The sequence below is a fragment of the Pseudoalteromonas sp. S408 genome, from assembly GCF_005886645.1.
GTDB lineage: Bacteria > Pseudomonadota > Gammaproteobacteria > Enterobacterales > Alteromonadaceae > Pseudoalteromonas.
The window spans coordinates 61,816-83,976 of record NZ_PNDY01000001.1 but is presented as its reverse complement, the minus strand read 5'-3'; the positions used below and the strand labels follow the sequence as shown (position 1 = coordinate 83,976).

The window sequence follows — 22,161 nt, the reverse complement described above, 5'->3', positions numbered from 1 at the left end:
CTTATTATTAAATTTCAATAAGTTACATTTTTAGGACAAATTTCATGAGAGAGTTTTCTCGCACTGATCGTGTTGGCCAGCAAATCCAAAAGGAAATTGCTGTGATTTTACAACGCGAAATTAAAGATCCGCGCTTAGGCATGGTGACAGTGTCTGCGGTAGAAGTATCGCGCGATTTATCTTATGCAAAAATTTTCATCACGGTGTTCAATACAAAAGATGAAGATGCAGCTAAGCAAAGCGCAAAAGTTCTTAACGAAGCAACAGGCTATATTCGCTCGTTACTAGGTAAGCGTATTCGTGCTCGTATTATGCCAGAGCTAAAGTTTGTGGTTGATAATTCATTAATGGAAGGGATGCGTATCTCTAACTTAGTGGACACAATCATCAGAGAAGATAACGCAAAACATGTCAATGAAGACAGCGTTGATGAAGCGCAAAATAACGATGATAATATCGAGCAAGCAGGCGATAAAGACAGTTAAGAAGGCATGTAGCGATGGCAAGACGCAGTAAAGGCCGTGCAATAGATGGGATTTTGTTGTTAAACAAACCGCAAGGCATTTCGTCAAATAAAGCATTACAACAGGCAAAAGGTATATATTTTGCTCAAAAAGCGGGGCATACAGGCGCGCTTGATCCGCTAGCGACTGGTATGCTGCCAATTTGTTTTGGTGAGGCAACTAAGTTTACCCAGTTTTTACTTGATACCGACAAAACTTATGTTGTGCGCGCTAAATTAGGTGAAAGAACAACAACATCAGACTCTGATGGTGAAATAGTTCAGACACGAGATGTAAATGTAACTATAGAACAGCTGAAAAAAGAAATTGCAGCGTTTTTAGGTGAATCTGATCAGTATCCATCAATGTATTCTGCACTTAAATACGAAGGAAAACCTTTGTATAAGTATGCCCGCGAAGGTATTGAAGTTCCAAGAAAGTGCAGAAAAATAAATGTGTTTAGTTTAACGCTTGATGAGTTTGATGAAGCAAATAATGAAGTACAAATGACGGCCCATGTATCTAAAGGGACTTACATTCGTACTATTGTTGATGACTTAGGTGAAAATTTAGGCTGTGGTGCTCATGTAATTATGCTTCACCGTTCAGCTGTTGGGCATTATCCTGCAGATAAAATGGTATCGCTCGAGCAACTAGAATCGTTATTAGCTAAAGCGAAAGACGAAGAAATTTTGCCATCAAGCTACCTTGATGAACTGCTTCTACCTATGGATACAGCATTAGTTGATTTACCTGTTGTAGAGATAAGTGAAGAGCAGGGCATTGCATTTAGCCATGGTCAAGCTGTGGTACTAGGTAAAGAATTACCAGACGGTGCAATAAAAGTCTTGGCAGACGGCGTGTTTATAGGCACTGGTGAGAAAAATCCTGATGGGCACTTAAAATCAAAGCGCGGCCTATCTAATCAGCAGGCAGAGTAAAGTTTAACTTGTAGTTATTCTTATACTTGTTAGAATACGTCCGCTTAATCGTTTTGGCTGAATTAGTGATCGGCTAAGACACCTTTTAAATTTAATTTTTGGAGTTATTATGTCACTAAGCAATCAAGAAAAAATCGATATCATTGCTAAATTCGCACGTGCTGAAGGCGACACTGGTTCACCTGAAGTACAAGTAGCATTACTTACTTTTGATATCAACAAGCTTCAAGGTCACTTTGCTGATCACAAGCATGACTTCCACTCACGTCGTGGTCTGCTTCGTAAAGTAAGCACTCGCCGTAAATTGCTTGATTACCTTAAAGGTAAAGATATCTCGCGTTATACTGCGTTAATCCAAGGGCTTGGCCTACGTCGCTAAGAACTTGATTACGAGAAAAGGAGCTTTATAGCTCCTTTTTTTGTGCCTGAAATTTAGCAAATAACATCGACTAGTAACTGGCCATAATATTTACACCAATCCGCAATAATACTTAACCATGTTGCGGGGCTAAACGTGTCACTATCTGCGTTAAAAATTTATTTTGAGAACAACTTAATAGCAAGTTTTTTGCTTAGCTATTTACACGTTTTTCCACTCTTAAAATAGATCACTTTATTAAGCGGATTAGTATAAAAGCCTTCTATAAAGCTGTGCGCAGTTTTTCTCGTTAATTCAACCCATTTAGATGATAAACATACATACTATAAACTGTTTGCTAGACTCGCATTTTTACGTGGCTTTGGTATATACTATGCGCGTGGATAAAAAGGTTTATCTACAGTTAATAACATCATTGCCAATTGTAGTACTTAATTGATTTCCAACTGAATACAATTATGTACTGTAATTGGTACTTTGATGGAACACTTATTTAGATTTAAAGGATATTTTAAGTGCAAGCAATTATAAAAGAATTTCAACTAGGTCAACACACTGTAACTCTAGAAACAGGCGCAATTGCGCGTCAAGCAGATGGTGCTGTTTTAGCAAGCATTGGCGACACGTCAGTTTTAGTAACTGTTGTTGGTAAGCGTGAAGCACAACCTGGCCAAGACTTTTTCCCACTAACAGTTAACTACCAAGAGCGTATGTACGCTGCAGGTCGCATCCCAGGTGGTTTCCTTAAGCGTGAAGGTCGTCCAAACGACGGTGAAACACTAATAGCACGTCTTATTGACCGTCCAATTCGTCCACTTTTCCCAAATGGTTTCGTTAACGAAGTACAAGTTATTGCAACGGTTGTGTCTGTTAACCCTGAGATCCAACCTGATATGGTTGCAATGATTGGTACATCTGCGGCGCTTGCTATCTCTGGCATCCCGTTCAGTGGTCCAATTGGTGCTGCGCGTGTTGGTTACATTGGTGGCGAATATGTTCTTAACCCAACGTTAAAAGAACTTGAAGAAAGCCAACTAGATTTAGTAGTAGCGGGTACAGATAACGCGGTACTTATGGTTGAATCTGAAGCAGACGTTCTTGCAGAAGACGTAATGCTAGGCGCTGTTGTATATGGCCATGAGCAATCTCAAGCTATCATCAACGCTATTAACGAATTTAAAGCAGAAGCAGGCAAGCCTACTTGGGATTGGACTGCACCTGAGAAAAACGTATCTCTTGAAGAGAAAGTAGCTGAACTTGCTGCTGATAAAGTAGGCGAAGCTTACCGTATCACTGATAAAGTAGCGCGTAAAGAAGCACTTGGCGTAGCTAAAGATGCAGTTATCGAAGCACTATCAAGCGAGCTTGCTGAAGGCGAAACGCTTGATAAGCAAGAAGTGGGTAAGGTATTCGGTTCACTTGAGAAGAAAATTGTTCGTGGCCGTATCGCTGCAGGCGAAAAGCGTATCGATGGTCGTGAACCAGATATGATCCGCGCACTAGACGTAATGACTGGCGTATTACCGCGTACTCACGGTTCTGCTATCTTTACACGTGGTGAAACTCAAGCATTAGTTACGGCTACGCTTGGTACAGAGCGTGACTCACAGTTAATCGATGACTTGACTGGCACACACAAAAACCACTTTATGCTTAACTATAACTTCCCTCCATTCTGTGTAGGTGAAACAGGTTTTGTAGGTTCTCCTAAGCGTCGTGAAATCGGCCACGGTAACCTAGCTAAGCGTGGTATTGCAGCAGTTATGCCTACGCTAACAGATTTCCCTTACTCAATCCGTGTAGTATCTGAAATCACTGAATCAAACGGTTCATCTTCAATGGCGTCTGTATGTGGTACTTCACTGGCACTGATGAACGCAGGTGTGCCAATTAAAGCATCTGTTGCAGGTATTGCGATGGGTCTAGTAAAAGAAGACGAGAAATTCGTTGTTCTTTCTGACATCTTAGGTGATGAAGATCACTTAGGTGACATGGACTTTAAAGTAGCGGGTACTGCTGCAGGTATTACTGCACTTCAAATGGATATTAAAATTGAAGGTATCACGCAAGAAATCATGCAAATTGCGCTTAAACAAGCAAAAGCAGCACGTTTACACATCTTAGAAGTTATGGACGAAGCTATTTCTGCTCCTTCTGAAGAGCTTTCAATGTTTGCTCCACGCATTTACACAATGAAAATTCCACAGAAGAAAATCGCTGAAGTTATCGGTAAAGGTGGCGCTACTATTCGTCAGCTTACTGAAGAAACAGGTACAACGATTGAGATTGGTGACGACGGTACAATTAAAATTGCCGCTACTGACGGTGAAAGTGCTGCAAATGCAATCAGCCGTATCGAGCAACTAACAGCTGAACTTGAAGTAGGTACTATTTACGAAGGTAAAGTTGTACGAATCGTAGATTTTGGTGCGTTCGTAAACATTCTTCCTGGTAAAGATGGTTTAGTACATATTTCTCAAATTAGTACTGAGCGCGTTAATAACGTTGCTGACCACCTTAGCGAAGGTCAAGAAGTTAAAGTTAAAGTACTAGAAGTAGATCGCCAAGGCCGTGTACGTCTAAGTATTAAAGAAGCAATGGAATCTGCTGCACCAGCAGCTGATGCGCCAACTGACGCGTAATTGCTAATGCTTAATCCAGATATTTACTGGATAATATAAAAGGGGGCTGTTTAGCCCCTTTTTTTATGCTTTAATGAGGAACTTGAATTTAAACAAAGATTATTCAAGGAGGTTCGATTACTTACGATGATATACAGTGTATATGTGATTATGAACCAAATTGGTCGTCGTCAGTCTTAGAGCTACCAACCTTGGTATTAAGGATTTTAATGATATTCAAACACATTGCTTTGGCGTCTTTTGCTATTTTGTCTTTAAGCGCTTGCCAAACAACAACTCAATCAGAACCAACACCAGTGGTGAATGTGCCTTTTACAGCACCATTAGCGTCTGACTTTCGCAGTGAAATAGCCATAGCGCGTTATTCTGAGTTACTCAACAGAGCTGATTTAACACCCGAGCAACAAGCTAAATTATATTATGATCGGGGAGTACTGTTTGACAGCTTAGGTATGACGACATTGTCGCGTATTGACTTCAACCGTGCTGTAAAGCTTAAGCCAGACTTAGCCGAAGTTTATAATTTTTTAGGTATTCAACATACATTAATGCAGCAATACGAAAAAGCGTATGAGCTTTTTGATTCTGCTTTAGAGCTGGATGAAGAACATGAGTATGCTTATTTAAACCGGGGCATTGCATTGTACTATGGCGATAGGCCTAGTATTGCAAAGACCGATTTTAGCCAATTTTTAGCGCGTTCTCCCAATGATCCTTACCGTGTGTTGTGGGTTTATTTAGCACAAGCTAAATTAGATAAAGACTCAGCGCTCGCCGAACTAAAAACCAATTCTAAAGCGCTTGATGACTCACAATGGGCTTATCAGCTAATTTCACTTTTTGCGGGTGATATGAGTGAGCATGCATTTTTATCTGGCGTTAGCGATGGCGTTAAGTCAGAGCAAGAATATGCACAACGTTTGTGCGAAGCTTATTTTTACTTAGCTAAACTACATCAAGCTGCAGGTGATACCTATGTCGCTGCGGATTATTTTAGATTGGCACTGTCTACAAACGTTCATGAGTTTATTGAATACAAATATGCACGTTTAGAACTTGAGCTGTTAATGGAAGCAGACGCAAGTTAGTGTGTTAAGAGCAACAATCGCGTTACTTTTTAGCTTATCAATAGCAGGGTCGAGTAACAGTTATGGCGGTATTGGTTTTTGGCAGGTTTTAAATGCCAAGGCCAATCCGCTGCAATTATATTGGCAATTTCCACACTACTTTTTAGCACGTATAAATAAGCTGCCTAAAAACACCCTTGGCCTACTTGCTAGGCATCAAATTCCTACTGCGCAATACGAGTATTCTTTACATCTGCTCAAGGCAAAACAGATCAAAGCTGCTAAATTATTTTGGTGGGCAAGTTTACCCAATATAAATAATGCTCAGATTACTAACTTATCGGAGCAACTACTCGCTACTGAGCAATGGGGCGATCTTAATATATTAAACACGTTAGGGTACCTTAAGCCTGGTTTTGTATTAAATCATTTTAATTTACACAATGGTGTTATTCACACACAGATCCCTAAGCCATTTTTACATTCATTGGAGTTTTTATCGTTAGACTCTAATATTTTGGCAAATCAAAAATGCCAGTTTAATGTTTTAACGATGAGCGATCATCGAAGTGGACTTTATAAGTTGTCGGCATTAATAAAAACCTATAATAAAAAACCTGAACCAAGACGGGGCGCTTTTTGTTTTAGTAAACCAGTATATGTGGCAGGTGCTTTAAAATGCACTAATAGCATGAGCAAAGCGGCTAATTGTGATTGGCAATCAGCGTTAATAAATAAACAGCTTTTAAGAGAATTTGATTTTGTTGTGATGATGCCCAAATATGGAAGTGCTAATGTTAGACGTGGCGTTATGCAATTAAATTCAGGCGCTAATTATGGTATTTTTTTGCACGAGCTAATGCACTTTAATGGCTTTGAAGATGAATATATTTTACCCAAGTCTAAGCAAGCGTGGTTGTGTAAAAGGAGAGGTTTAGTTGCTCCTAACTTGTATATTGCACAAAAAGGTGAAAAATCACCAAATGGTTGGCATAAAAGTAAAAGCTGCCAGATTGGCGGTGTAGCCTACAAACCAAGTAAAGACTGGTCAATTCTAGAATATCAGCAGATCACGCTTTCTGATCAATACAGGGCCCTTTGGTTGGCACATATAGATAAAATTAAGCGTTAATATGTTTATAACCATAGGTTTTTAAGTCCCTATTTTCCCTCTTTAAATTAACTCAACATGCTTCGCTTTTTATAGACAAAATATGTGTTATTGAGTATAACTATTACCATTAATGTCGTTTAAAAACAGGCAGTAAAAGCATCACTTAATGTATAAAAGTGGCGCCCTGATAAACTTATGATTATAAAAGGCCCTACATTATGACTTTGCTCTGGATACCCTTGTTATCCTTGATTGGCAGTGTTATTTCTGCATTCACAGGCAAACTTTCTCGCAATCAAAGTACATTTATTACTGTGCTTGCACCGTTAACCGCTTTGGCTATTACTTTATACCACGCGCCTGCGGTTCTTTCTGGTGAAACTATTCGCTATTCATTAGCGTGGATCCCATCTATTGGGCTTGATTTATCGCTTCGTATAGACGGTTTAAGCCTCTTGTTTATGTTTATGATACTAGGCATTGGTTTGCTTGTTATTGTATATACACGTTATTACCTCAGCGCTAATGACTCAATGGCTAAGCTTTATAGCTACTTAATGTTATTTATGACGGCAATGCTAGGTATTGTTATGTCTAATAACGTTATACAACTATGGTTATTTTGGGAATTGACCAGTATCAGTTCTTTTTTATTGATAAGCTATTGGTGGCATAAATCTGAAGCGCGTAAGGGCGCGCGAATGGCGCTAGCTGTAACGGGTGCAGGCGGTTTAGCACTACTTGGCGGGTTAATGTTGTTAGGGGACATTGTTGGCAGTTACGACTTAGATGTTATTTTAGCGAGCAAAGCCATTATACAATCCCATGATTTGTACGAATTAGCACTTGTTCTAGTATTGCTGGGGGCATTTACTAAGTCGGCTCAGTTTCCGTTTCACTTTTGGTTACCCCATGCCATGGCTGCGCCTACGCCTGTTAGCGCTTATTTACACTCAGCAACAATGGTTAAAGCAGGTATCTTTTTACTTGCGCGTTTCTATCCAGCTTTAGCTGGGACCGAGATGTGGTTTTTATTAGTTGGTTTAACGGGTTTAGCTACCCTGCTGTTTGGTGCTTACATTGCGTTATTTAAGCACGATTTAAAGGGGTTACTTGCATATTCGACAATTAGCCACTTAGGTTTGATCACGCTATTACTTGGCCTTGATACCGAGCTTGCAACGGTGGCAGCCATATTTCATATAATTAACCATGCGACATTTAAAGCCTCGCTATTTATGGCAACCGGTATTATTGACCATGAAACTGGTACGCGTGATATGCGTAAACTCAATGGTATGTGGCGGTTTATGCCTTATACTGCAACCCTTGCTATGGTTGCTGCTGCAGCTATGGCGGGCGTGCCTCTGCTCAATGGTTTCTTATCTAAAGAAATGTTTTTTGCCGAAACACTCCATCAGCAAGTACTTGGCTCTATGTCATGGTTAATACCGGTGCTTGCGACGGTGGCTGGTGCATTTGCAGTTGCCTATTCAGCCCGCTTTATTCACGATGTATTTTTTAACGGTGACCCAATAGATTTACCGCGAACACCGCATGAACCTCCACGCTATATGCGAGTGCCAATAGAAATACTGGTTGTACTGTGTATTTTGGTAGGTATTTTCCCAAGCTTTACTGTTGATAGTATTTTATCTGCAGCTTCATTAGCAGTATTAGGGGAGGCGATGCCAGAGTATAAATTAACAATTTGGCATGGTTTTAATTTGCCGTTACTGATGAGTGCAATGGCTGTTGTTGGTGGTTTGTTCATTTACGTAAATCGCAAATATTTATTTCAATTTCAGGCGTCATTACCCACACTCAATGCTAAAAAAACCTTTGAGCGTGCCGTGCTGAGTGTCGTTGCATGGTGTCAAAGTAAAATTAACAGTACTGAAAACGGTTCTTTACAGCGTTACTTAGTTATTATGCTGGGCGTGGTATTACTTTGTGCAGGTTGGCCATTATTTGAAATGCAACAATTAGCCGGCAGTATGCCGCGCACACCTGTTGATGTGCATAATGCGATTGGTGCTGGTTTATTAATAATTGGGGCAATAGCCACCGTTATTTGGCACAGATCAAGAATGGTCGCACTGTTAATGCTTTCTATTGTTGGTTTAATGGTGTCGGTCTTATTCACTCGTTTTTCTGCGCCAGATTTAGCGTTAACTCAGCTAACAGTTGAAGTTGCCACCATTATATTGCTAATGCTTGCGCTGTTCTTTTTACCGCAGCATACGCCTAAAGAGTCGAGCTCGTTGCGAGTGCTACGCGACTTAGGGATTGCTTCTACTATTGGTGTCGTAGTTGCTAGTATTTGTTATGCAATACTAACGCGCCCATTAAATTCTATTTCTGATTACTTTGTAGCTAATGCTAAAACGGGTGGCGGTGGCACAAACGTAGTTAACGTTATACTGGTCGACTTTAGAGGGTTTGACACCCTAGGTGAAATAACGGTATTGGGCATTGCTGCACTAGGTATATTTAAAGTGTTATCGCGTATTCCGCTATTTATGCCAGCTAGTGACAGTGAAGGGCGTCCTTGGGCGCGTGAACGATACCCAATTTTACTTGCAAGTATTTCACAAAGTTTATTACCGCTGGCATTGTTAGTATCAGCATATATATTCTTGCGTGGTCATAACTTACCCGGCGGTGGCTTTATTGCTGGTTTAGTTACGTCAATAGCCTTTATTTTACAGTACATGGCGCATGGCTCTAATTGGATCACCGAGCGCTTTGATATCAACTACCGTAAAATTATCGCCTCGGGTATAGGTATAGCAATGTTTACCGGTGTGGGTAGTTGGTTTTTTGGTAGACCATTTTTAACCACGTGGTTCGATTACTTTGATATTCCATTTGTAGGTAAAACAGAACTTGCTAGTGCAATTGTGTTTGACCTTGGCGTGTACCTCACAGTTGTAGGTGCAACATTAATGATTTTAGCTAGTTTGGGTAATATGACTTCCGATGCCCCTAAAAAAGAGGTGAATATTTAATGGAGCTATTATACGCATCGTGCGTTGGTGTATTAGTTAGCTGCGGTATATTTTTACTGTTAAGAGCACGTACGTTTCCTGTTGTACTGGGTCTTACCATGATTTCATATGCAGTAAACTTATTTTTATTTTCATCAGGGCGTTTAACTATAAACAAAGCCGTGGTGCTTGGTACCGGTGCAGATTACGCCGATCCACTTCCTCAAGCCTTGGTTTTAACCGCAATTGTAATTGGTTTTGCAATGACAGCATTTGTGGTTATTTTGGCTATTCGTGGACGTGCTGATTTAGGAAGCGACCACGTTGATGGAAGCCCCGTTAAATCAGCTGCAGCAAGTAAGGAGCAAAAATGATCCAACATTTAGCTTCGTTACCTATTTTACTGCCTATGCTTGCAGCTGTAATTTTGTTACTCCCACCTTGCGGTAAAAGTGTACAAATTCGTCGATACGCATCAAATACTATGGCGCTTATTACATTTGCTGTTAGTGTGTTTTTATTAATACATATTTACAACACAGGCATTAGTGTTTATGCCATCGGTGATTGGTCAGCCCCCTACGGGATAGTACTTGTGGCCGACAATCTATCAACATTACTCGTAGCGCTAACCTCGTTTTTAGGGCTTGGGGCCATTTTATATGGCAGTGCAGGCGATGATGAAAAAGGGAGCTTTTATCACCCACTGGTTCATTTTTTAGTGCTGGGTGTTAATGGCGCTTTTTTAACCGGTGATTTGTTTAACCTGTTTGTGTTTTTTGAAGTTTTACTGATTGCATCGTATGCATTACTTATGCACGGTGGCGACAAACAAAACACACGTGCAGCACTACAATATGTAATTCTAAACTTAGTGGGCTCGAGTGTATTTTTAATCGGTTTAGGTATTTTATATGGCGTATTAGGTACATTGAATATTGCTGATATGGCGCAAAAGGTATCACAACTTAATGGCGACGATGTATTTATTGCTAAAGCCGGCGGTTTATTACTACTTATTGTATTTGCTTTAAAAGGCGCATTGTTGCCGCTACATTTATGGCTTCCAAATACGTATGCTAGCGCAAAACCTGTTGTAGCAGCCTTATTTGCTATTATGACTAAGGTGGGTGTTTATGCCATGCTGCGTGTTTACACCGTTATATTTGGTGAACAGGCGGGTGCACTTGAGCACATGGTACAACCTTGGCTTTGGGGATTAGCGATTGCAACGATTGTGGTTGGCGCCATGGGCGCTATCGCTGCGCAAGATTTGCGTAAGTTAACCGCTAATTTAGTCTTGGTGTCGGTAGGTACTTTAGTTGCACTAGTAGCTTTACAAAATGTAAATGCAACGGCTGCATTGTTGTATTACTTAGTGCATTCAACATTAGTGAGTGCGGCGTTATTTTTACTAGCTGACTTAATTGCTAAGCAACGCGGTAAAGTTGCTGATAGGCTTGTTGGTGGGCGCGCAGTTAAACAGCCGCTTTTACTTGGGGCATGCTTTGTTGTAGCAGCCTTAACTGTGGTAGGTATGCCGCCACTATCGGGCTTTGTTGGTAAAATATGGATACTAAAATCGACGTTAAATAGTGAGCAAGCCTTAGTATTTTGGCCAGTGTATTTAGTGACAAGCTTTGCGCTGTTAGTGGCACTTTCTCGGGCGGGTACAAGTTTGTTTTGGGAAAGAAAAGATAAACGCAGCGAAAGCGCAGACTGCGCTGATGCAAACCCATTGCAAGTGACGGTAATAATAGGTTTACTTGCTTGTTCGCCGCTGTTAGTGATTTTCGGTGGGCCGATTAGCGAGTACATGGTAGGTGCTGCTACGCAGTTACATGATATTAGCGGCGGCATAAACGCTGTACTTAAAGGAGGCATGTAATGAGACTACAAGCCCGTTTTCGGTGGTTACCAACGCCATTTCGTAGTTTATTTTTGTTTATAGTATGGTTGTTGCTTAACAATAGTGTGTCGGTTGGCCATATTGTACTGGCAACATTTTTTGCTATTTTTATTCCTATTCTAAGCTTTTCATTTAGAGATCCTCAGCCGCTAATTTTAAAGCCAGGGCTAGCTCTAAAACAATTTGTAATTGTACTTTATGATATTATTGTTGCTAACTTACAGGTTGCGTTATTAATTGTTGGGCCTTCCAAAAAACTACGCCCAGCATTTATTAAAGTCCCTTTAGACTTAACTCACGATATGCCGATTACAATTTTAGCAAGCAGTGTGTCGTTAACTCCCGGTACTGTAAGTGCTGAGGTGTATCCTATTCCTGAGTCGTTAGCTGAGGGAGAGGAAATGACGCAGCGTTATTTGCTCATACATGTACTTGACCTTGACGACGAGGCTGAGCTTATCAAGCATATTAAAAAACGCTACGAAGCTCCACTAAAGGAGATATTTCAATGTTAGATACTGTATTACTTATTGTTTTCGCAATGATAGGACTTTCTTTACTGCTTAATTTATGGCGTTTAATTATTGGCCCATCAATCCCCGATAGAGTATTAGCGCTCGATACTATGTACATAAATGTTATTGCACTCATTGTTTTATACAGTATAAGCATGGGAACAGGGTTGTACTTTGAGGCCGCATTATTAATAGCTATGCTTGGTTTTGTAAGCACAGTAGCTGTATGTAAGTATTTACTACGTGGCGATATAATTGAATAAGGTGGCAAAATGATTAGCGAATGGGTTGTATCAATTTTATTGTTATTTGGTGGCACGTTTATTTTAATTGGTTCGTTAGGCTTATTAAAATTGCCAGATTTTTTTATGCGTTTACATGGCCCAACTAAAGCAACAACGTTGGGTATGGCAAGTATGTTAATTGCCGCTATGGTGTATTTTGCAAACTCTAAAACGGGTTTAAGTGTTAAAGAAATACTGATCACTATATTTCTATTAATAACGGCCCCAATTAGTGGCTATATGTTAATTAAGTCGGCTATTCATCATAAACTCAAACCAAAAGAGGGCACCAAAGGCTTGGACAATATTGAGGATGATTAAGCTTTATTGATTAGTAAACTATTAAGTTTACGTTAAAGCAAAGCGTTATCGATATTAAACAGAATAAAGAAGTTTATTCGGTTTTTTTGCTAATGGCAAACCAGTTAACGCTTTCATGAGGGTTTTTTAATTGAGCTTAGACGCATATTTGTTCGTATTAGGCTCTATAAATTAATAATAAGCTTTAAATTTTATGAATAACCTCAATCCAAAAAAATTACTTAATAGCAAATGGACTGCAACACCTACCATTAATAAAGAAAAGCATTTTGTAATTGTAGAAGTAGAGTACGATGAAGATGCTAATGTAATAGCTTGTATTACTGAGTCGGTGTTTTCTAAAAAACAATATCCCATTAGCTGGCGAGACCTTAAAAACACTGAAAAATGGCGTCAAGGTTGGAAGTAGCTTTTAACAAACCTAATATAAAATAGTAGGTTGGGGTATAAAGGTTCACTTGTAGTAGTCTGAAAGTAGCAAACTTAGGTACGATTTTGAGCTGAAAATACAGCAATACTAATAATTGAAAAAACCAGCATTTAGCTGGTTTTAAAAGTGCATAGCAAGCGGCTATTTTTCATCTGCGTATTTTACGCGAATCTTACTTTTATCAACGGTTGATTGATTAAGTGCTTTAATCGCGCTTTTACTTTCAATGTCGTTTGGCATTTCTAAAAAGGCAAAACCTTTAGATTGGCCAGTTTCTTTATCAAGTACCAAGTTACAAGTTGTCACTTTACCGTGAGCTGTAAACAACGTACGAAGGTCTTGCTCTGATGTTGTGCGAGACAAATTACGAACTAATAATTTCATATTTAACCTAAATAATGGTATCGGTTAGATTATCTCAAGTAACTTGGTTTTAACCTAATTATATTTTTAGCATAGTTACTTCTATTAGTTTAAAACACTTAACTAGCCCTTAAAGCGAATAATGAGTTATTGGTAATAAATAACTAGTTATTAAAATTAATAATTGGTAAGTTATATTTTTAAAAGTTTACTTACCATTAATGTGTTGGGCTGGTTTGTTATGTCGATATTTCGTTTGAGTGTATTAAATATCTATACTGTGTGCTTTTTAAGTTTTTCATTATTGGGCTGTGGGAGTTCGAGTTCGAAAAATGAGTTAGTCAGCACTGAGCTGTCGGTACAATCTGCCGCAATTATCAGTGGGGAAATATCAGCAAATATAGAAAGCAATCGTCAAAGTGCAGTCGTGGGTGAGCTTTCTATAACAGATGAGCAAGCTGGTGAGGCGGTGTTTATTACTCAGACGAGCAGTCAAACACGTTATGGTATATTTAATCTTTCAAGCAATGGTAGTTGGTCTTACACCTTGGACCTCGCTGACACAAACGTTACCGCTTTAGATATAGGGGACACATTACTTGATGAAATAGTAATTAGCTCTGCGGATGGAACTAAAGCGACAATAAGCATTACCGTTGTTGGCGTAGTACAGACAGATAATTTTGTAGTAAGCGATGAAACAAACCTAAATGCTGATGGCGTTAATTTAGGCCTCAGCGCTTATACGTTAATAGAAAATGTATTTAGTGAAGGCTCAATTGAATCGCCTGATATGTATAGCGGGAATCATGAAGGTGTTATACATATAGTGGAAGATACAGACGCTATTGTAGGTAATCACTTTGTATTTTTAGCTCATCGCGATGAAGACCAAGATAAAGACAAAGGCCCGAGTGATCGTCAGCGTAACGAAATTAAGTCCTATGATAAATCCCCCCCGGCAACGCTTGCTTTTGAAAATGAAACCGTACAATACAACTGGAAGTTTAAAGTAAGTAGTGAGCTTGAGTTAACGAGTAAATTCAGTCACTTTTTTCAAATAAAAGCCCGTAACGATACCAACGACAATACCAATGGTAACGACGACCAGCCAATTATTACGCTCTCTGGGGCGCAAAAAAACAGTACAGGGAATCAACTACAGGTGCGTTATAGCGCAGGTTTTGATGAAAACGGTAACAGTACAGGGCTTGATAAAAACCTTTTAGAAACAGATTGGTCACTTATAACCGATGAGTGGATACAGGTTTTTGTTCAAGCCACATATAGCGAGGAGGGGCAATTTGAGATGACCCTTACCCGCTTAAGCGACAATGAAGAGCTATTGAATATAAACGAGCAAAATATAGATATGTGGCGGGGCGTAAGCGATGATGACTTTGCACGCCCTAAATGGGGAATTTACCGCTCAATAGTAGAGACCGATAGCCTTCGCGCTGAAGAAGAGCAGGTACGATTTGCTGATTTTGTGATTAAGAAAGGTTCTTTAATAAAGTAATCGACATAATACAATTATAAAATCCACAAAAAAGCCCTTAGTAATTTAATTACCAAGGGCTTTTTTAATGCATTTTAAAAGTAATTATTTTACTTCTTTACCCGCAGCTTGTTGGTCAGCGTGGTAGCTTGAACGAACGAATGGGCCAGAGGCTGCATGTGTAAAGCCAATTTCATCAGCGTATTCTTTCAACGCGTCAAACTCTGCAGGCGGCACGTAACGTTTAACTGGCAAGTGATGCTTAGAAGGTTGTAAATATTGCCCAACTGTTAGCATGTCAACGTTATGAGCACGTAGATCACGAAGTACTTCTTCTATTTCGCTAATCTCTTCACCTAGACCAACCATTAAGCCAGATTTAGTTTTTACTTCTGGGTGTGCTTCTTTAAAACGACGAAGTAATTCTAACGACCATTTGTAATCGGCACCTGGGCGCGCAAGTTTGTATAAACGCGGTGCTGTTTCTAGGTTGTGATTGAACACATCAGGCGGTGTCTCAATTAAAATTTCAAGAGCACGGTCCATACGGCCACGGAAATCGGGTACTAAAATTTCGATGGTAATGGTTGGGTTGTGCTTTCGAATTTCACGGATACAATCGGCAAAGTGCTGTGCGCCGCCATCACGAAGATCATCACGGTCAACCGAGGTAATTACAACGTAGCTAAGCTTCATGTCTTTAATAGTTAGTGCAAGCTTTTCAGGCTCTGCTGCATCAGGTTTTAATGGGCGACCATGAGCAACATCACAAAATGGGCAACGACGCGTACAAATAGCACCTAAAATCATAAAGGTTGCTGTACCGTGGTTAAAACACTCTGATAGGTTTGGGCACGATGCCTCTTCACATACTGAGTGTAACCCGTGCTTACGCATTGCTTGTTTAATACCGTCAATACGCTCTGTTGACTTTGGTAAGCGAATTTTAAGCCACTCTGGCTTACGCAACATTTCAGTTTTTTCTGTTGGCAAAACTTTAACGGGGATCAACGCCATTTTTTCTGCGTCGCGTAGTTTTACACCTGGTTCCATTTTGACTGGTTTATTCATTCGTTTTCAAACCCTTCAGTATGCTTAACCTGTGCTGCATTAAGCTTTTTAATCATGTGTTTTACGAGTCCTTCACCTGCGCTTTGTAGGTTTTGAGGACCCTCTAATTCTTTTGTTTGCACCATATTCATACCGGCATAACCACACGGGTTGATGCGTAAAAATGGACTTAGGTCCATGTTAACATTTAATGCTAAGCCATGAAATGAGCAGCCGCGGCGAACTCTTAAACCTAATGATGCAATTTTGCTGTCGTTAACGTAAACACCAGGGGCGTCGGCTTTAGCGTATGCTTCAATATTGTATTCAGCAAGCGACTCTATAATGCACTCTTCGAGCCAAGTAACAAGTTCACGCACACCTATCTTTAAACGACGTAGGTTAAATAATACGTACATCATTTGTTGGCCAGGGCCGTGGTAGGTAACTTGGCCACCGCGATCAACTTTAATTACTTCAATGTCGCCAGGGGCAAGTAAATGCTCGTCTTTTCCTGCTTGGCCTTGAGTAAATACACTTTCGTGCTCTACAAGCCAAATTTCATCAGGGGTGTTTTCATCACGTGTATCGGTAAAGTCTTGCATTTTTTGCCAAATAGGCATGTAACGCTGGCGACCTAATTGGCGTACGATTAAAGTGTTTTCGCTCACATCAAATCTCAACTATGGCTTAAAGCATATGGCGTACGTCATCGATATTACTGATCACGTTGTAAATTTCTTCAATGTGTTTTCCACTTGTAACCGTAGCTACTAGCGTAACAGACTCATAATTACCTTTACTGCTTGGTTTTACTTTTGGTGCGTAGTCGCCCGGAGCAATAGGTTGTAATTTTGCTAATATTTGATCTGTTAAATTAACGTTGGCTAAACCCATAATTTTAAATGTAAATGGGCAAGGGTACTCTAGGTACTCATCAAATTTAGTATTTTTAACTGGTTGAACCACGTTAGTGACTCCTCATACAAAAGTGTGAACTCTATGTAAAGCACGAAGCTTAATACAGATAGGCGTTTAGCAGTGATGCATATATGGGGCGCATTCTAGCATTTTTCAAGCAAAAAAAAACGCCCCACAATGGAGGCGCTTAAATTATATATACTTAGTCATTTACAAGTTATTGCATGATCTGTAAACGTAAGTAGTCATAAATTTTACTAAAGAAGCTGCCTTCTTCCACTTCTTCAAGTGTCACTAGTGGGTATTGCGCAATGTCTTCCCCTTCTAGTTGCAAGAATAAAGTGCCTACTTTAGTGCCTTTAGCTAATGGCGCTTCAAGGGTGTTGTCTAGCTCAAAGTTAGCTTTTAGGTTTTTATGCTGACCACGTGGAATAGTGATAGGTGTGTCTTCTAAAATACCTAACGATACATTTTCTTTGTTACCCATCCAAATGCGCTGCTCTGCAAAGCTGTCGCCCGCTTTGTAAGGTGTAATTGTTTCAAAAAAGCGAAAGCCGTAGTTAAGTAGTTTTTTGCTTTCTACTTTACGTGCACGCTCGCTTGAGGTGCCCATAACAACAGCAATTAAACGCATACCATTTTTAGTGGCTGATGTAACTAAGCTGTAGCCAGCTTCAGATGTGTGGCCTGTTTTTATACCATCTACGTCTAAGCTCTCATCCCATAATAGTGAGTTACGGTTGTATTGCTTAATACCATTGTAGGTGTATGATTTTTCTTTATAAATAGCATACTCTTCAGGTACATCTCTGATAAGTGCGGCGCTTAGCGTGGCCATATCACGTGGTGTAGTATAGTGCTCATCAGTATCAAGACCATGGCTATTAATAAAGTGGCTGTTAGTCATACCTAATTTAGCAGCGTGAGCATTCATTAAGTCGGCAAAAGCACTTTCACTGCCTGCTATGTGCTCAGACATAGCAACACAGGCGTCATTCCCTGATTGAATAATAATGCCATGATTGAGCTCATCAACACTAATTTGCTTACCCACTTCGATAAACATTTTTGAAGACTCTGGGAAGTTTTTTGCCCATGCTTTTTCGCTAATTGTAACCATGTCGGTAGGGGCTATGTTACCAACTTTAATTTCTGTACCAATTACATAACTGGTCATCATTTTAGTTAAGCTTGCTGGCGCAAGTTTAGTATCGGCTTCGCCTTCAGCAATAACCTTACCTGTTGTAAAGTCTACTAAAAAATAACCCTTTGCATTAACTTGAGGTGGAGCCGGAATAATTTGGGCGCTGGCTGAAAATACGGCGGCTGAACAAACTAAGCCACATACACCTTTGAGGATTTTATGTTTAATTGATTTCATCATACTCATTAATGGTTAAAGTTAAAAATTCGCGTTACGCCATTCTATACCCAAACACCCCCGAGATGCGAGTGTGGTTAGGCTGGTTTGGGTATTTGTCTTACTGAGTGTAAAGCAAGAACGCGTTTTGAAATTGATTTTGTTTTAATTTTTTTAATACTTTTTCTGCATGTTGGGCGTTTTGTATTGGCCCCAAATGCAATCTGTAAATAGTGTCTTTTTTTACAATGTTTGTTGGTAATTTATATTGTTGGCGTAAGCGTTGTGCAAGGGCTTCAATATTTGCCAATGTACTGCCTGCAGCTACTTGAATATACGTTTTATTCGCAGCAGAATTCGAAAGCGTAACCGCTTCAAGCTTAACCTTTGCTGTACCGTGTGTATAGTAGCCTAGCTTGTATGCAGCCGCATATGACAGGTCAATAATTCTGTCATCATGAAAAGGCCCACGGTCGTTTACGCGTACAATTACTGACTTGCCATTTTGCGTGTTTGTAACGCGAACAAAACTAGGTAAAGGTAATGTTTTATGCGCCGCGGTCATGGCAAACATATCGTATATTTCACCATTTGAAGTGTGGTATCCGTGAAACTTTCTGCCGTACCACGATGCAATGCCTTCTTCTTTGTAACCCGTTTCGTCAAGCATTGGGGTATACCGTTTACCTAGCACCTCGTAGGGGCGAGAAGCACTAGCACTTTTTTGCACCTCAGTAACAACAGCATCCTGCATTTCAAGCGCTGTGGGTGCTCTAAGAGGGGCTGAATCATGGCGCATATGGTAACGCCCACTCGAACCACTACTACAGGCACTGACAGTGATAGTGATTAAGATGATTATTAGAATCTGAGCGTAACGTTGCATTATTTTAAAAGCATCCTTTTGTCTGTCGCAATCGACATAATAATACCAAAGCCGGCCATTAGCGTAATCATCGATGTGCCACCATAACTTATCAGGGGTAAGGGCACACCAACAACAGGTAGGAGTCCCGATACCATGCCAATATTTACAAATATATAAACAAAAAAAGTTAAAGTCAGTGCGCCAGCTAACAGCTTTCCAAATGCGTCTTGTGCATTTACTGCAATATATAAGCTGCGGCCAATTATAAACAAGTACAAGCTAAGTAAAACGCAGACACCAAATAAGCCAAACTCCTCACTTAATACCGAAAAAATAAAATCGGTATGCCGTTCAGGTAAAAACTCAAGTTGTGACTGTGTACCTTGCAACCAGCCTTTACCTTCGACACCGCCAGAACCAATGGCTATTTTAGATTGAATAATATGATAACCCGAGCCAAGAGGGTCGCTCTCCGGATCTAAAAATGTCAGTACGCGTTGTCGTTGATAAGCATGCATGCCGTACTGCCAAAATGGCCATGCAGCTAAAGCAACTGCTGCACTTAAAAAGCTAATTAATCGCCAGCTCAACCCTGATAAAAAAAGTACAAATATGCCAGAGCTTGCAATCAGTATTGATGTTCCTAAGTCTGGTTGCTCTTTAATTAATAATGTAGGCAGCATTACAATCGCAAAGCCGAAAATTAAGTGTAGTGGTCGTGGTGGTAAATGTTTACGGCCAATATACCAAGCCACCATCATAGGTACTGCAAGCTTCATTAATTCTGAGGGTTGAAAGCGAGTTAACCCTAAATCAAGCCAACGTTGCGCGCCTTTAGAGCTCACACCAAATAACAACACACCAACCAGCATTAATAACCCAACGCAGTACATCGGTATAGTGAGTCTTTTCAGTGTCGCGGGAGGAATTTGTGCAAGTACTACCATGGCAATGATGGCCACACCCATCCGCGTCATGTGTCTTATCATCATCGCTGACTCTTGGCCACTTGCGCTGTACACAACCGTGATGCTTCCAGCCATCATAAGTAAAATGGCAATAAGTAAAGGCAAGTCTAAATGCATGCGCATCCAAATAGAGCGCTTGTCATGCAGGGCGGTCATAGGGTGTTATTCCTTGCCAGTTCAACAGGGTTAGCTGCAAAGTAATAATCCATTAACTGCCTGGCAATAGGTGCGCCAACCGTGCTGCCACCACCATTATTTTCAACAACAATAGACACAACTATTTGAGGATTATTGTAAGGGGCAAACCCCACATAAATGGCATTATCGCGTTGTCGCTCTTTAAGTGATTCTGCATCGTATTTTTCACCTTGTGCAATGCTCACAACTTGTGCCGTGCCTGTTTTACCTGCAGGGTCGTAGTTTACGCCCTTAAACGCTTTGTGGGCGGTACCTGTGACTTTAGTTACGGTATTGTGCATAGCATCAATGGCTATACGCCAATTGTCAGGATTGTTCAGTACTACAGGTGGTTTTTCTTCATTATTTATTTGCGTCACATCGTCCTCTTTTTTAGCCACTTGCGCTAAGTGAGGAGGGTGATTAACCCCTTTGTTAACAAGTATGTTAGTTGCATTAGCAATTTGAATCGGTGTTGCGGTCCAATATCCTTGGCCAATGCCTACAGAAATTGTATCGCCACGCCACCATGACTCTTTAAATCTGTTTTCTTTCCATTCTTTTGAAGGCAATATCGCGGTGGTTTCTTCGTGTATATCTATACCCGATAGGTCGCCAAAACCAAAGCGCGCCATAAAATTACTAATTTTTGTAATGCCTAATCGGTACGCGGTATCGTAAAAGTACGTATCGCACGACTCTTCAATGGCTTTGTATACATCCACATGGCCATGGCCCCAACGTTTCCAGTCGCGCCATTTGTGCTCTACGTTTTGAATTTGGAAAAAGCCCGGGTCCCACATGGTTGTCCCTTCCGTCACCATGTTTTCTTCAAGTGCTAAAATAGCCATATGCGGTTTAATGGTGGATGCTGGTGCGTATCGGCCTTGGGTAGCTCTATTAATGAGTGGGCGATCTGGGTTAAGAAGTGCCTTATAATTTTTACTGCTAATACCGTGTACAAATAAATTGGGGTCGTAGCTTGGGTTCGAATATAGCGCTAGTATACCACCATCTTTTGCATCCATTACGACAACCGCACCGCGCATGTTTTTGAGTGCATGTTGGGCTATTTGTTGCAGGCCAATATCAAGCGTTAACACTAAATCACTACCTGGCTGTGGGGGAAGCATACTCAGGGTGCGGATAACACGACCACGGTTATTAACTTCTACACGTTGCGAACCGACTTGACCATGTAAAAGTTGCTCGTAGTATTTTTCAATACCGAGTTTGCCAATATCGTGGGTTGCACGATAGTTTGTGGCTTGGCCTTCTTGTTCGAGCTTGTTCAGCTCTTTTCGGTTTAGCTTTGCAACATAACCTAGGGCATGAGTAAGCGTGTCGCCGAATGGGTAATAACGTGCCAAACGGGCTTCGATACTAAACCCGGGGAATTTATGCTGGTTGACCGAAAATGTAGCAACATCGGCTTCATCAAGGCGCGCTTTAAGTACTTGCGATTTAAAACGGCGCGTGTTTTTTATATCTTTTAAAAAATCTTGTTTTTCTTGTTCTGTAATCGTGATTAGTTGGCTTACTTGTTCAAGTGATTTTTCAAGGTTATCAACCTCCTCGGGGATCACCTCGAGATTATAAACGGGTTTGTTCTCAGCAAGCAGTACACCGTTTCGGTCGTAAATTAAACCGCGATTAGGTGCAATAGGAATAACTTTAATACGGTTGTCGTTGGAGCGGGTTTGATAATCTTGGTGGTCTTTTACCTGAATGTTGTAAAGATTAGTAATTAAAACAGCTACTAACCCTAATACAAAAACAAAACCCACAAATGCACGCCGTGCAAACAAATTTGCTTCTGCGGAGTGATCGCGAATAGTGGGTCTTTGTTTTAGCATGGCAA

General features: G+C 40.4%; 22 protein-coding genes. 14 read left to right on the top strand and 8 right to left on the bottom strand.

The window, feature by feature from the left end:
- The first annotated feature begins 44 nt into the window (after positions 1-44).
- From rbfA to CWB62_RS00415, 13 genes are all read left to right on the top strand, one after another.
- The gene (gene rbfA / locus CWB62_RS00475) at positions 45-485 is read left to right on the top strand and encodes a 30S ribosome-binding factor RbfA (RefSeq protein WP_058403399.1); all 441 of its coding nucleotides are present in this window, start codon (positions 45-47) and stop codon (positions 483-485) included.
- 14 nt (positions 486-499) lie between these two features.
- The gene (gene truB / locus CWB62_RS00470; RefSeq protein ID WP_058552624.1) at positions 500-1,444 is read left to right on the top strand and encodes a tRNA pseudouridine(55) synthase TruB; all 945 of its coding nucleotides are present in this window, start codon (positions 500-502) and stop codon (positions 1,442-1,444) included.
- Between the two features lie 109 nt (positions 1,445-1,553).
- Positions 1,554-1,823, top strand: a complete 270-nt coding sequence (gene rpsO, locus CWB62_RS00465) for a 30S ribosomal protein S15 (protein WP_138528614.1) — start codon at positions 1,554-1,556, stop codon at positions 1,821-1,823.
- Positions 1,824-2,338: 515 nt separating this feature from the next.
- Positions 2,339-4,465, top strand: coding sequence for a polyribonucleotide nucleotidyltransferase (gene pnp / locus CWB62_RS00460; protein WP_058552625.1), 2,127 nt, complete (start codon positions 2,339-2,341; stop codon positions 4,463-4,465).
- 209 nt (positions 4,466-4,674) lie between these two features.
- Positions 4,675-5,553: a lipoprotein NlpI gene (gene nlpI / locus CWB62_RS00455; protein WP_058403397.1), complete on the top strand. Its 879-nt coding sequence runs from the start codon at positions 4,675-4,677 to the stop codon at positions 5,551-5,553.
- A 1-nt stretch (position 5,554) separates the two neighbouring features.
- Positions 5,555-6,664 (top strand): hypothetical protein, encoded by a 1,110-nt coding sequence (locus tag CWB62_RS00450; RefSeq protein WP_058403396.1) that lies wholly within the window; start codon positions 5,555-5,557, stop codon positions 6,662-6,664.
- Between the two features lie 200 nt (positions 6,665-6,864).
- Positions 6,865-9,657, top strand: coding sequence for a monovalent cation/H+ antiporter subunit A (locus CWB62_RS00445; protein WP_058403395.1), 2,793 nt, complete (start codon positions 6,865-6,867; stop codon positions 9,655-9,657).
- Positions 9,657-10,010, top strand: a complete 354-nt coding sequence (locus CWB62_RS00440) for a Na+/H+ antiporter subunit C (protein WP_058403394.1) — start codon at positions 9,657-9,659, stop codon at positions 10,008-10,010. Before CWB62_RS00445 ends, CWB62_RS00440 begins: the two co-directional genes overlap by 1 nt.
- On the top strand, positions 10,007-11,524 hold the full coding sequence (locus CWB62_RS00435) for a monovalent cation/H+ antiporter subunit D (RefSeq protein ID WP_058403393.1): 1,518 nt from the start codon (positions 10,007-10,009) through the stop codon (positions 11,522-11,524). The genes CWB62_RS00440 and CWB62_RS00435 overlap by 4 nt, the downstream gene beginning before the upstream one ends.
- Positions 11,524-12,060 (top strand): Na+/H+ antiporter subunit E, encoded by a 537-nt coding sequence (locus CWB62_RS00430; protein ID WP_058403392.1) that lies wholly within the window; start codon positions 11,524-11,526, stop codon positions 12,058-12,060. The genes CWB62_RS00435 and CWB62_RS00430 overlap by 1 nt, the downstream gene beginning before the upstream one ends.
- Positions 12,054-12,323, top strand: coding sequence for a K+/H+ antiporter subunit F (locus CWB62_RS00425; RefSeq protein WP_006793386.1), 270 nt, complete (start codon positions 12,054-12,056; stop codon positions 12,321-12,323). The genes CWB62_RS00430 and CWB62_RS00425 overlap by 7 nt, the downstream gene beginning before the upstream one ends.
- A gap of 9 nt (positions 12,324-12,332) precedes the next feature.
- A complete protein-coding gene (locus CWB62_RS00420; protein WP_058403391.1) occupies positions 12,333-12,665 on the top strand; it encodes a Na+/H+ antiporter subunit G in 333 nt (110 codons plus the stop codon).
- A 193-nt stretch (positions 12,666-12,858) separates the two neighbouring features.
- Positions 12,859-13,074 (top strand): TIGR02450 family Trp-rich protein, encoded by a 216-nt coding sequence (locus CWB62_RS00415; RefSeq protein WP_058403390.1) that lies wholly within the window; start codon positions 12,859-12,861, stop codon positions 13,072-13,074.
- Positions 13,075-13,236: 162 nt separating this feature from the next.
- Here the strand turns inward: CWB62_RS00415 and CWB62_RS00410 are convergent, their stop codons facing one another.
- The gene (locus CWB62_RS00410) at positions 13,237-13,479 is read right to left on the bottom strand and encodes an RNA recognition motif domain-containing protein (RefSeq protein WP_058403389.1); all 243 of its coding nucleotides are present in this window, start codon (positions 13,477-13,479) and stop codon (positions 13,237-13,239) included.
- Between the two features lie 220 nt (positions 13,480-13,699).
- On the opposite strand from CWB62_RS00410, the gene CWB62_RS00405 reads away from it, so the two are divergent.
- Positions 13,700-14,977, top strand: coding sequence for a VCBS domain-containing protein (locus CWB62_RS00405; RefSeq protein ID WP_171034602.1), 1,278 nt, complete (start codon positions 13,700-13,702; stop codon positions 14,975-14,977).
- An 84-nt stretch (positions 14,978-15,061) separates the two neighbouring features.
- Here CWB62_RS00405 and lipA read toward each other — a convergent pair whose 3' ends face one another.
- The 7 genes from lipA to mrdA all read right to left on the bottom strand — a co-directional run bounded on the left by lipA (position 15,062) and on the right by mrdA (position 22,156).
- On the bottom strand, positions 15,062-16,027 hold the full coding sequence (lipA, locus tag CWB62_RS00400) for a lipoyl synthase (RefSeq protein ID WP_004585911.1): 966 nt from the start codon (positions 16,025-16,027) through the stop codon (positions 15,062-15,064).
- Positions 16,024-16,677 (bottom strand): lipoyl(octanoyl) transferase LipB, encoded by a 654-nt coding sequence (lipB, locus tag CWB62_RS00395; protein ID WP_006793391.1) that lies wholly within the window; start codon positions 16,675-16,677, stop codon positions 16,024-16,026. The genes lipA and lipB overlap by 4 nt, the downstream gene beginning before the upstream one ends.
- 19 nt (positions 16,678-16,696) lie before the next feature.
- On the bottom strand, positions 16,697-16,975 hold the full coding sequence (ybeD, locus tag CWB62_RS00390; RefSeq protein WP_006793392.1) for a DUF493 family protein YbeD: 279 nt from the start codon (positions 16,973-16,975) through the stop codon (positions 16,697-16,699).
- Between the two features lie 169 nt (positions 16,976-17,144).
- The gene (locus CWB62_RS00385; protein ID WP_008128128.1) at positions 17,145-18,308 is read right to left on the bottom strand and encodes a serine hydrolase; all 1,164 of its coding nucleotides are present in this window, start codon (positions 18,306-18,308) and stop codon (positions 17,145-17,147) included.
- A gap of 100 nt (positions 18,309-18,408) precedes the next feature.
- Positions 18,409-19,173 (bottom strand): septal ring lytic transglycosylase RlpA family protein, encoded by a 765-nt coding sequence (locus CWB62_RS00380; RefSeq protein WP_138528610.1) that lies wholly within the window; start codon positions 19,171-19,173, stop codon positions 18,409-18,411.
- Complete coding sequence (rodA, locus tag CWB62_RS00375; RefSeq protein WP_006793395.1) at positions 19,173-20,279, bottom strand: rod shape-determining protein RodA; 1,107 nt, start codon at positions 20,277-20,279, stop codon at positions 19,173-19,175. The genes CWB62_RS00380 and rodA overlap by 1 nt, the downstream gene beginning before the upstream one ends.
- Positions 20,276-22,156: a penicillin-binding protein 2 gene (mrdA, locus tag CWB62_RS00370; protein WP_138528608.1), complete on the bottom strand. Its 1,881-nt coding sequence runs from the start codon at positions 22,154-22,156 to the stop codon at positions 20,276-20,278. Before mrdA ends, rodA begins: the two co-directional genes overlap by 4 nt.
- Positions 22,157-22,161: the final 5 nt, after the last annotated feature.

Coding starts and splice junctions, on each gene's coding strand:
- rpsO (WP_138528614.1), top strand. CDS start 1,554: ATGTCACTAAGCAATCAAGAAAAAATCGATATCATTGCTAAATTCGCA.
- CWB62_RS00410 (WP_058403389.1), bottom strand. CDS start 13,479: ATGAAATTATTAGTTCGTAATTTGTCTCGCACAACATCAGAGCAAGAC.
- CWB62_RS00445 (WP_058403395.1), top strand. CDS start 6,865: ATGACTTTGCTCTGGATACCCTTGTTATCCTTGATTGGCAGTGTTATT.
- mrdA (WP_138528608.1), bottom strand. CDS start 22,156: ATGCTAAAACAAAGACCCACTATTCGCGATCACTCCGCAGAAGCAAAT.
- CWB62_RS00385 (WP_008128128.1), bottom strand. CDS start 18,308: ATGAAATCAATTAAACATAAAATCCTCAAAGGTGTATGTGGCTTAGTT.
- CWB62_RS00380 (WP_138528610.1), bottom strand. CDS start 19,173: ATGCAACGTTACGCTCAGATTCTAATAATCATCTTAATCACTATCACT.
- CWB62_RS00435 (WP_058403393.1), top strand. CDS start 10,007: ATGATCCAACATTTAGCTTCGTTACCTATTTTACTGCCTATGCTTGCA.
- CWB62_RS00440 (WP_058403394.1), top strand. CDS start 9,657: ATGGAGCTATTATACGCATCGTGCGTTGGTGTATTAGTTAGCTGCGGT.
- rbfA (WP_058403399.1), top strand. CDS start 45: ATGAGAGAGTTTTCTCGCACTGATCGTGTTGGCCAGCAAATCCAAAAG.
- CWB62_RS00415 (WP_058403390.1), top strand. CDS start 12,859: ATGAATAACCTCAATCCAAAAAAATTACTTAATAGCAAATGGACTGCA.
- truB (WP_058552624.1), top strand. CDS start 500: ATGGCAAGACGCAGTAAAGGCCGTGCAATAGATGGGATTTTGTTGTTA.
- nlpI (WP_058403397.1), top strand. CDS start 4,675: ATGATATTCAAACACATTGCTTTGGCGTCTTTTGCTATTTTGTCTTTA.
- CWB62_RS00420 (WP_058403391.1), top strand. CDS start 12,333: ATGATTAGCGAATGGGTTGTATCAATTTTATTGTTATTTGGTGGCACG.
- CWB62_RS00425 (WP_006793386.1), top strand. CDS start 12,054: ATGTTAGATACTGTATTACTTATTGTTTTCGCAATGATAGGACTTTCT.
- lipA (WP_004585911.1), bottom strand. CDS start 16,027: ATGAATAAACCAGTCAAAATGGAACCAGGTGTAAAACTACGCGACGCA.
- CWB62_RS00405 (WP_171034602.1), top strand. CDS start 13,700: ATGTCGATATTTCGTTTGAGTGTATTAAATATCTATACTGTGTGCTTT.
- rodA (WP_006793395.1), bottom strand. CDS start 20,279: ATGACCGCCCTGCATGACAAGCGCTCTATTTGGATGCGCATGCATTTA.
- CWB62_RS00430 (WP_058403392.1), top strand. CDS start 11,524: ATGAGACTACAAGCCCGTTTTCGGTGGTTACCAACGCCATTTCGTAGT.